Below are 823 nucleotides of genomic sequence, written 5' to 3' on the forward strand. Positions count from 1 at the left end.
TCGCCGTGCGGAACGCCAGATCGGTGATCTTGGCGCCGTCTGCACCCTGCGTGAAGACCAGCGTGCCCGTCGCCGACTGAGTGATGAACGTGCCGTCGGCCGTACCATTTTCAGTCACGACGCTGGTGCCTGACCAGCTTGCGGTCGGCTTATCGTCGTTGACCTCGACGCGAATGATGCTGGTGGTCGTGTCACCGTCACCGTCATGGAAGGCTACGCCTGCGTCGATGCGCAGCTGATCGATCGCGGAGCCGTTGGCAAGCGCGACGTGGTCGACCGGGCCAAGCAGCTTCGCCGTGACCGTCGTGCCGTTCGCGGCAAGCTCGATGACGGTATGGCTCGGATCACCGACATAGCCGATGATCTTGGTGCCGTTGTCCGTAAGCGCGAAGGTGATCTTGGCGCCATTCGAAGTCATCTGCGAAAGATAGGTCGGATTCGCGGTGGTCAGCGTAAAGTCGACATTGCCCGCGGTGCCTGGACCGATATCCAGATGCACCTGACCCGTGAAGCTGGTCTTGCCAGCGCCGTCGGCACCGTAGTCGATCGAGAAGCTCTTGGACTGCGTATCCGGCGTGGCGCCGTGGATGCTGCTTTCCTTGACGGTGATGTAGCGGTCGACGTCGAGAGCGACCGGCGCATCGTCGCGGATGTCGACCTGCACGGTACCGGTATTCCAGGCCGTCTTGTCGCCGTCGCCATCGGTTGCGGCGAAGTCGAAGACCAGACGCAGAGCATCGGATGCACCGGTGCGGGCTGCATCGGGATGATCGATCGAGGCGAACTGGGTGAAGGTATAGGCGCCCGTTGCCTGGTTTGCCGA

At 62.5% G+C, this 823-nt stretch carries 1 protein-coding gene; it reads right to left on the reverse strand.

All coding sequences use genetic code 11. From position 1 onward, the window contains the following. A partial coding sequence (locus tag AC1DJO_RS29850; protein WP_477974132.1) for a DUF5801 repeats-in-toxin domain-containing protein occupies positions 1–823 on the reverse strand: 823 nt, incomplete at both ends.

It is taken from the genome of Rhizobium sp. 05N430 (assembly GCF_056396985.1).